Source organism: Novosphingobium profundi, assembly GCF_018491765.1.
GTDB classification, from domain to species: Bacteria; Pseudomonadota; Alphaproteobacteria; order Sphingomonadales; family Sphingomonadaceae; genus Novosphingobium; species Novosphingobium profundi.
On record NZ_JABWCU010000050.1, the window covers coordinates 1 to 8477 of the forward strand.

At 60.2% G+C, this 8477-nt stretch carries 10 protein-coding genes; 8 read left to right on the forward strand and 2 right to left on the reverse strand.

Annotation, left to right across the window (positions count from 1 at the left end):
- A partial coding sequence (locus HT136_RS25690) for a HEPN domain-containing protein (RefSeq protein WP_214202607.1) occupies positions 1-806 on the forward strand: 806 nt, incomplete at its 5' end.
- A 21-nt stretch (positions 807-827) separates the two neighbouring features.
- Here the strand turns inward: HT136_RS25690 and HT136_RS25695 are convergent.
- A complete protein-coding gene (locus tag HT136_RS25695; protein ID WP_214202608.1) occupies positions 828-1190 on the reverse strand; it encodes a hypothetical protein in 363 nt (120 codons plus the stop codon).
- A 363-nt stretch (positions 1191-1553) separates the two neighbouring features.
- On the opposite strand from HT136_RS25695, the gene HT136_RS25700 reads away from it, so the two are divergent.
- The 7 genes from HT136_RS25700 to radC all read left to right on the forward strand — a co-directional run bounded on the left by HT136_RS25700 (position 1554) and on the right by radC (position 7764).
- Entirely contained in the window at positions 1554-3506 is a 1953-nt protein-coding gene (locus HT136_RS25700) for a DUF3363 domain-containing protein (RefSeq protein WP_246544476.1), read from the forward strand.
- Positions 3507-3577: 71 nt separating this feature from the next.
- Entirely contained in the window at positions 3578-4000 is a 423-nt protein-coding gene (locus HT136_RS25705) for a CopG family transcriptional regulator (protein WP_214202609.1), read from the forward strand.
- Positions 3997-4185 (forward strand): helix-turn-helix domain-containing protein, encoded by a 189-nt coding sequence (locus HT136_RS25710; protein ID WP_214202610.1) that lies wholly within the window; start codon positions 3997-3999, stop codon positions 4183-4185. The genes HT136_RS25705 and HT136_RS25710 overlap by 4 nt, the downstream gene beginning before the upstream one ends.
- Before the next feature lie 33 nt (positions 4186-4218).
- Entirely contained in the window at positions 4219-4419 is a 201-nt protein-coding gene (locus tag HT136_RS25715; RefSeq protein WP_214202611.1) for a hypothetical protein, read from the forward strand.
- Positions 4420-5099: 680 nt separating this feature from the next.
- A complete protein-coding gene (locus HT136_RS25720) occupies positions 5100-5939 on the forward strand; it encodes an HNH endonuclease (protein ID WP_214202612.1) in 840 nt (279 codons plus the stop codon).
- Positions 5939-6298 carry a thermonuclease family protein gene (locus tag HT136_RS25725; protein WP_214202613.1) on the forward strand — a complete coding sequence of 120 codons (360 nt, stop codon included), beginning with the start codon at positions 5939-5941 and terminating at the stop codon, positions 6296-6298. The genes HT136_RS25720 and HT136_RS25725 overlap by 1 nt, the downstream gene beginning before the upstream one ends.
- A gap of 248 nt (positions 6299-6546) precedes the next feature.
- Entirely contained in the window at positions 6547-7764 is a 1218-nt protein-coding gene (gene radC / locus HT136_RS26680) for a RadC family protein (RefSeq protein ID WP_343222327.1), read from the forward strand.
- Between the two features lie 245 nt (positions 7765-8009).
- Here radC and HT136_RS25735 read toward each other — a convergent pair whose 3' ends face one another.
- Positions 8010-8261 carry a hypothetical protein gene (locus HT136_RS25735; RefSeq protein WP_214202614.1) on the reverse strand — a complete coding sequence of 84 codons (252 nt, stop codon included), beginning with the start codon at positions 8259-8261 and terminating at the stop codon, positions 8010-8012.
- Positions 8262-8477: the final 216 nt, after the last annotated feature.

An 8477-nucleotide genomic window follows, 5' to 3' on the forward strand; every position in this document is an offset into this window, starting at 1 on the left:
GGCGCATCCTCAAGATCGTGCTCTACGGCAGCTATGCCCGGGGCAACTGGATCGACGAGCCGCACACCGCCAAGGGCTACAAGTCGGACTACGATCTGCTGGTGATCGTCAGCGACAAGCGGCTGACCGACCGGGTCAAGTACTGGACCCGCGTCGATGAACGGCTGATGCGCGAATACGGCATCACCGAAAGCCTCAAGACGCCGGTCAATTTCATCGTCCACACCATGCAGGAAGTGAACGACGGGCTCGCCCAGGGCCGGTACTTCTTCATGGACATCGCCCGCGATGGCATCGCGCTTTACGAGGCCGACGACAGCGAACTGGCGACCCCTAAGCCCAAGACCCCGCATGCCGCGCTGGATCTGGCCAAGGAGTACTACGAGGAGTGGTATCCCAGTGCCCTCCGAGCGCATGTGAACTTTTCTGACGATCTAAAGCGCGGGTGGAACAAAGATGCGGCTTTCATGCTGCATCAGGCCACCGAACGCCTCTACCACTGCGTCCTCCTGGTCTCGACCTTCTACACCCCGCACGTCCACAATTTGGCGTTCCTGCGTACGCAGGCCGAGCGTCTCGATCCCCGTCTGATCTACGCTTGGCCGCGCGAGAACCGCTGGCAGCGCGGCATGTTCGAGAAGCTCAAGGAAGCCTACGTCAAGGCACGCTACTCCAAGCACTACACCGTGAGCGAGGAAGAGCTGACCTGGCTCGGCGATCAGGTCGAGGAGCTTGGCCGCGTCGTCCAGACCGTGTGCTCCGAACGCATCGCCCAGCTCGAGGAGACCGCCCGCGAAGCCAGCTGATCGGCTGGCTTCCCTTCCCCTTCAAACGCTCTCTTCGACCACGATGTCGAGCGTCAGCTGCAGCACATCCTCGTCCGCATTCGCTGCGACAGGCTGCAGGGTTTCCTGGCCGCAAGCGAGCGTGATCCACTCGAAATCCCAATCCAGATCGACCCGGTCGCCGTCTTCGTGACGCGTGATGCGAACCTGTGCCGCGCCTTCGACCGCGAGGGCAAAACGGCAGCTGGAGGCATCATCCTGGAACGTCCCACGCAGCAAGGTTCCATCCGAAAACGCCAGCGAAAACCCCTCGGTAATCCCACGCGCCGGGACCTCGAGACGCGTCTTGATATCGCCTGTCAGCAGCAGGCTCGATTTGCCTCCACCCTCAATGTGAACACCCATGCTGCCATGCCTCCATGCGACTCGATGCGGGTGCCCTGATGTAGAACATAGTAAGAACATCGTGAAGGCCGTATCCTCGGCTGGTCGGGCGAGGGGAGGCAGGCGGGGGTGATCGCAGGAGAGGGGGATAGGGCGTAAGGCAAGGTAAAGGCAGGTGTCTCGCGACCCCTGCTAACTGTCTGTCTGCACATCGTTTTTGTGGGAGATTAGGTGCGCTTGGCGATGCTCGTGTGCCTCCACGACGAGATTGCGCGGGAAAATCGCGTGGATTTGCGCGGGTTTGGCGCGAGATTCCGGTGGAGGACCTTGAAGCGTTGGGGCGGTCCTCCCTCATCGGGTCTTTTGGACCTGGAGGTGTACCTGATGGACGACGACTTCGATGTCTGGCTTGGCCATATGGGTAAGGAGCGCCCCCTTCGCCACGACCTGCGCCGCGCGGTCAACCAGGCCGGAGGGGACGGAGCCCGCAAGGCCCGGGCCCGCGGTCGGTTTACCGGCAGCCGGATCGGACGCGGATCGACCATCGCAGCGGTACTGGGAAACGCCGGGCGTTTTTCCAATCCGCGCGCCCGGCGCGTGATCGTCAAGGCGCGCTTCGTGAAGCTGGTGGGGAAGGGCGGCAAAGCCGCCACCGCGCACCTGCGCTATCTGCAGCGCGACGGCACCACGCGCGAGGGCGAACGCGGCGATCTTTACAGCCCCGATCGCGATGAGGTCGACGGCAAGGCTTTCCTCGAACGCGGCACCTACGATCGCCACCAGTTCCGCTTCATCGTCTCGGCCGAGGACGGGGCGCAGTATCCGGACCTCAAGTCACTGACCCGCGATCTCATGAAGGACGTTGAAAAGGACCTGGGCACGCGCCTCGACTGGGTCGCGGTCGACCACTTCAACACCGGCCATCCCCACACTCATATCGTCGTGCGGGGCGTCGATGAAAGCGGGCACAATCTGATCATCGCGCGCGACTACATCCGCCACGGCATCGCCGGGCGCGCGAGCGACATCGTCAACCGCGATCTGGGCCCGCGCACCGAGCACGAGATCGCGCAAGGCAACGCACGCGAAGTGAGCCAGGAACGCTTCACCGGGATCGACCGCCGCCTGCTGCGCGATCGCGACGAGAACGGTATGGCCTCAGCCTGGCACTGCGACCCGGCCGAGCAGGCCTTGCGCGCCGCGCGGCTCGGCACGCTCCAGCGCATGGGACTGGCCCACGAGGAGGGCAAAGGGCGCTACCGGCTCGAAGAGGGGCTGGAAGCGTCGCTGCGGGCAATGGGAACGCGCCACGACATCATCGCCACCATGCACCGCGAGCTGAAAGCCACCCCGCAGGTGCTCCCGCACGACTATGCCATCTACGAACCGGGCAAGGGCCAGGAGTTGCTTGGCCGTATCCAGGCGCGCGGGCTCTCCGATGAAATCCGCGATCGCCACTACCTCATCGTCGAGGCGACCGACGGGCGCTCGCACTACGTCGATCTGGGCCATGATCTGGCCGACGGGGCGATGACCGGGCGCCTGGTCGAGATCGCGCCGAGCCGCCACGGCCTGCGCGCCTCGGACAAGACCATCATGGAGGTCGCTGAGGCGAATGGAGGGCGCTACAGCATCGCCGCGCACCAGGCTCACGATCCGGGCGCGACGCGCACCTTTGCCGAGGCGCATGTGCGCAGGCTCGAAGCGATCCGCAAGGCGACCCGGAAGCTGGAGCGCGCGAGCGATGGCAGCTGGGCGATCGGACGCGATCACACCGCGCTCGTCGAGGGCTACGAACAGGCCCGTGGCCAGCGCCAGCCCGTGCAAGTCTCTGTGGTAACCGAGCGCGACCTGACGAGCCTTGCCCGTCACGACGGTCCGACCTGGCTTGACCGCAAATGCCTGGAGCCCGGACGGCTGCAGCTCGAGGGCAGGATCGGCGCCGAAATCCGCGATGCGCTCGCACGGCGTCAGCAGTGGCTGATCGAACAGGACCTGGCCCGCCAGGAAGGGGAGGCGATGGTTTACAAGCCCGACCTGATCGCCAGTCTCAAACAGCGCGAACTGGCGCGCGTCGCCGGGCAGCTCGCGAAGGAGCTTGGCCTCGACTATTCGCAGAGCAAGGGCGGGTATCTGGAGGGCGTCTACAAGCAGCCCGTCCAGATTGGCGAGGACAAGTTTGCGGTGGTCGCGCGTTCGCGCGACTTCACGCTGGTTCCCTGGCAGCCGGTGCTCGAACGTGAGCGGGGCCGCTTTGTCTCGGGAATCCAGAGGGGAGGCGCAATCAGCTGGACCATCGGCAAGGGCCGCGATCGCGGTCCGGAAATCGGCATGTAAATCGGCAGGGGCCCCAGCTGGCACCGGAGAGGTTCTGTCGGACCATGGCGCGCCGGTGCATCCTCGTATGCATGCAGACGACCAAGACCCGCCATCAGTTCTACCTGCCCGACGTTCTCTCGGCCAAGCTCGAGGTGGCCGCCGCCGCGCCCGAGAGCTCGAAGACCGATGTTCTGACCAAGGCGCTGACCGCGTGGTTTGCGGTCGAGGAGGGGCAGGCGATCGAAGCAAAGTTCGGGGCGACGCTTTCCCGTCAGGTGAAGGCCAGTGAAGCCCTCGAAAGGCAGATGGCGCATCTCACCGAAGTGGTTGGTTTGCTGGTACGCCATCAGCTCACGATGACCGCGCACCACCCCGCCTTCGACGCCGAGACCCGGCACCTGGGCAAGCTTCGCTACGAGCAGTTCGTGCGCATGGCCGGTGAGCTTGCCGCGAAGGGCAAGGCATCGGGCCAAGGCCCCAAACCCGAAATCCAGCAGGAGTTCGATCTATGAGCGACAAGGCCCAAGCCCCGACCGAGCCCATCTCGGTGCGCATACCCGAGGCCTGTCGGCTCACCGGGATCGGGCGTTCCAAGCTCTACGAGCTCATCGCCGAAGGGCGCATCGACGTCGTCAAGGTGGGGGCGATCACCCTCGTGCCCTACGCCAGTCTGCGCGGGCTCTTCGAGAAGGGCTGAACGTCCCGACAATCACGAAAGGAGATCAATCCCATGAATACCCTGGACCTGCGCCGTATCGAGGCGGTCATCACCGCCAGTATCGTGACCATGCCGATGAAGCTGCGCCGTGAGTTCGCCGATGATTGCAACCAGTTGCTCGGCGATCAGGACGATGTTCTCATCCGGCGGATCATGGATGCGTTGCAGAGCTGGGTAAAAGAGATGGATGAGGCGGACGCGGGGCATCGTTAGGCTAGCCATCGATCAGAAGCTCGATCGAGGTGGTTGGACTGGCCGCTGGTGGGACTTTCCCGAATGTCAGCTAGCCGGAGACGGTCCAGGGTAAGCCGACATTCGCTCCGCGGCTGCGTGATACCAGATCAGCGGCTCGCCCAGGGACTTTTCGATGGGTCAGCTTAGCAGTGGCTATCTCGCTCGCGCCCACATCTATGTATCTAATTTCACTTGAGGGCGGCACAAGCTCAAGGCTATCACACCCATGTCATCTTTAGAGGCGGCGACATAAGGGGGGCAAACAATGAAATTCGTTCTGCGTCTATTTGCGCTCGTTTTCGCGTGCGCTTCGCTGCTGGGTAGTCAGGCTGCGTTAGCCTCCACGCTTACCAAAGCGGCTCGATCCACCTGAGTGCTGTTCAAGTGCGCATGATCTCGGAGATGTCGCAGCTAAGCCTGCATGATGTGGCGCGCTGGGTCGCGGGGGACCAGCTGCGAAGTTTGGACTTTGCACCTGCTAATGTCCCCTTTGCGGAGGCCATAGGCCGCCTACTGACAAACAACACAATCAGCGCGGTGTGAGTATGCGGTACTGGTGGGTCAATCAGAACCAAACCTATAAGCACGAAGTCCAGGGCGGATTCCTATGGTCGCCTAAGCGCCGAAAGGACGGTGCCCGTAACCACTTTTACGACACCATGACCCAGGTGGAGGCCGGCGACTTGGTGCTGTCATTTTGCGACACGCAGATCAAGGCTGTAGGCATCGCACAAGGGGCTGCTGAATCCGCTAGCAAACCTGCGTTTGGCAGCGTAGGCGACCAGTGGAGCGATGAAGGCTGGTTGGTTCCAGTGGAGTTCGAAGAGGTCGCGCGACCGATTAGGCCTAAAGAGTACATTGAGGATCTTCGCCGTCACCTGGCCCCAAAGTACGCACCTTTGCAGCATAACGGGAACGGCAACCAGGGGGTTTACCTTGCTGAGCTGTCGGAAGGTTTTGCCCATTTTCTCCTAAACAAAATGGACTTGTCTCTCGAAAACTTGACTGCCGAAGAGCTTGTCGACGACGAGAACGAGATTGCCGATGAGAAGGCGCAGGAAGCTGTTCAGGGACGCACGGATATTGGTGAGACCCGAAAGTTGCAGTTGGTGCAAGCGCGACGCGGCCAAGGCGTGTTCAAAGCCAATGTCAGGCTCAATGAAAAGTGCTGTCGTCTGACAGGTGTAAGCGATCCACACTTCCTGATTGCCAGCCACATTAAGCCGTGGCGCGATTGTAGCGATCAGGAAAAGCTGGATGGCTGCAATGGCTTACTGCTGTCACCGCATGTGGATCGGTTATTTGACCGCGGCTTGATCAGCTTCGACAATGACGGGACGGTACTGAAGTCGCCCCTTTTGCCGGCTGATGTCTGGTCGTCCTGGGGATTTGACGGCCTGGAAACTGTGGAGCCATTTAAGGCTGCTCAGTGCGCGTACCTAGCGATTCACCGAAACTCGTACTTCAAGGTCACAAACAAGAGAAAAATGGAGAACTAATGCCCATTGCCCTTGCTGTCGCCTGCATCGGATCGATCCATGACGGTGACACTATCCGCCTCTGCGACGGTGAGCGGGTTCGATTAGTCGAGATCGACGCCCCCGAAGTGGCAGGTTCACCACGCTGCCGATCAGCCCAGCGCAAACGGCTAGCCACATCCCGAAACCCTTCCTGGTGCGACTACGCCCTCGGCACCAAGTCGAGGAACGCCCTGCAAACTTTCCTCACGACTGGCACGGTCAAAATCAATCGGCGGGCAAAGGATCGCTACGGACGCACGCTGGCAAAACTTTCCGTAAATGGCCTCGATGTTGGCGAGTACCTGATCGGCCTGGGCCTCGCGCGACCTTGGCGTTGACACCGAGCAGATCAATTTACGGCAATCCGAAGATTATATTTCTTTAATGAGCGCTACTCTTATAACCAATTCTGCCAAAATCGGGGACTTTCATGTCCATTGACTAATTTGGCGGCTTCTAATTGATGGCTACGGCTTTTTCGGCAACATTCGAACCAGAGCTCTCGCTACTCGCGATTGACTGCAAGGTAGTTTCGGGACGCCCCTGTATCTCCTTTGTCGGACTAGATGCAGGAGCCGCAGCGAAAATGCGCACCCAATTCATGGGGGCATTGTCATCTATTGGACTGGCCCTGCCCCTGCTGCATTTTGAGATCACCATTCCTCCGCATGACTCGCAAAAAACTGGAGATCTTGAGCTTCCATCTATCCTATCGGTGCTCGGAACTATCGGGGTGATCGACAGTGAAAAGCTCGCTGACTGGATATGTCTTGGCTCGCTTGGCAATCATGGTGAAATTCGCATGCAGCACCCGGGATCCGAAATTCTTGAGCTTGCTGAGCGCTCAAGTAAGGGCATCCTGGGCGGACAGAGCTTGTTCGCATTCCCCCAAGATCGGGTCGCCATTGAGATCTGCCAACAGATCAACGACGCCATCCGTCCGCTGCGGCCAACTAAGGTTCCGGTCGAAGAGCCCATCGAACTCGAGCCCCCCAAGAGCTTCTGGTCGAAGCTGCTGGGCAGCAAAGCCACAGTCCTACGCGAAAACCGAATGGCTCATCGAACCCTCGATCACGAGGCACTGGACCATCCAAGATCGCGAACACGAAGGCCTTATCGAGAGCCAAACCCAGAGTTTCACGGGATAGGTCACCGCTCTCGACTGCGCGAACGTCTGCTGGATGGAGACGCTGATTCACTCGCCGATTATGAAGTGCTGGAATTCATGCTGTTTGGGGCCCGCAGGCGCGGAGACACGAAGCCTTTAGCGAAAGCCCTTATCAAGCGGTTCGGTTCTCTGCCCGCCGTGCTGAATGCCGACACAACAGCGCTGTTGGGCGTACCAGGCATCGGCCCGGCAAGCGCTGGCGTCATCAAGATCGGCGCAGTAGCAGCAAAGCGAATGGCGCGAGCCCAACTCCGTGACCAACCTATCATCAGCAGTTGGCATGTTCTGATCGATTATCTGTCGATCGACATGGCGCACCTTACCAGAGAACGCGTTCGCGTTTTGTATCTGGACAAGCGGAACAAGCTGGTCCGAGATGAGCACATTAGCGAGGGGACGATCAACGAGGCTTCGGTGCATCCGAGAGAGGTGATACACCACGCTCTAGATTGTGGCGCTTCGGGTTTGATCTTGGTTCACAACCATCCCAGTGGAAATCCCGAACCAAGCAGGGAAGATATCGACCTCACTCACAGCATTGCTGAGGCTGGTCGTTTGATGGGCATCACAGTCCAAGACCACGTGATTATCGGCCGAGAGGGGCATGTGTCTCTGCGAGCGAAGGGACTGATCTGAGGGCATCTACATAGGACCGGAGTTCGACGACATTAAGGCGCCGCGCAAAATAAGCCGACTTTCGCTTTAACGTCGTTAAGTCAGTGCGTTAGATTCACAGCGCATAACGCTTGACTCCGATCCCTGCTTCGTTCGAGAGCAGCGCGTAGGGTTTAGGTGGACATGCGTTCAATATTTGGATGCATCCACGAAGAGGCGGCAACGTGGATAAGTCAACAAACAGCGGATGCAGTGCTGCAATCGCTTCAGCGGACGGTAAAGCTGTGGCTGGCCAAGCTTCTCCCATGCATTGGGCTACCCGCGCTATTGGCAAGCATGTCCTTCATGTCGACGCTGCGGGACGCTTTTTGTTGTCCGATCATGATCTGCGGGAAAGCGCGAATGCGGGCGAATTGACTTCGAGTGAGCGGGAACGCCTCGTAGAGGGCGGGTTGCTTGTGGAAGGTGAGCTTGGCCGACTTTCGCATAAGCTTGCCGTCCAGCGGCGCCGTTTCCATCCTGGTGAGCTCGACTATCTGATCCTAATTCCGACCCTCCGATGCAATCTTGCATGCTCCTATTGTCAGGTGTCGCGTGCAGCTGAAGCGTACCCATCCGGTGAAGGCCGCAGTGGCCGTGGCTAGGTCGCCTTTGGTTTGATGATGCGCTTTGCTGCGGCGTTGCGTCTGACAGCGATACGAGCGAGCCCCGCTTCGATCGGCAAGATGTCGAGT

Coding starts and splice junctions, on each gene's coding strand:
- HT136_RS25735 (WP_214202614.1), bottom strand. CDS start 8,261: ATGGAAACGGCGCCGCTGGACGGCAAGCTTATGCGAAAGTCGGCCAAG.
- HT136_RS25720 (WP_214202612.1), top strand. CDS start 5,100: ATGACCCAGGTGGAGGCCGGCGACTTGGTGCTGTCATTTTGCGACACG.
- HT136_RS25725 (WP_214202613.1), top strand. CDS start 5,939: ATGCCCATTGCCCTTGCTGTCGCCTGCATCGGATCGATCCATGACGGT.
- HT136_RS25705 (WP_214202609.1), top strand. CDS start 3,578: ATGCAGACGACCAAGACCCGCCATCAGTTCTACCTGCCCGACGTTCTC.
- HT136_RS25695 (WP_214202608.1), bottom strand. CDS start 1,190: ATGGGTGTTCACATTGAGGGTGGAGGCAAATCGAGCCTGCTGCTGACA.
- HT136_RS25700 (WP_246544476.1), top strand. CDS start 1,554: ATGGACGACGACTTCGATGTCTGGCTTGGCCATATGGGTAAGGAGCGC.
- HT136_RS25715 (WP_214202611.1), top strand. CDS start 4,219: ATGAATACCCTGGACCTGCGCCGTATCGAGGCGGTCATCACCGCCAGT.
- HT136_RS25710 (WP_214202610.1), top strand. CDS start 3,997: ATGAGCGACAAGGCCCAAGCCCCGACCGAGCCCATCTCGGTGCGCATA.
- radC (WP_343222327.1), top strand. CDS start 6,547: ATGCGCACCCAATTCATGGGGGCATTGTCATCTATTGGACTGGCCCTG.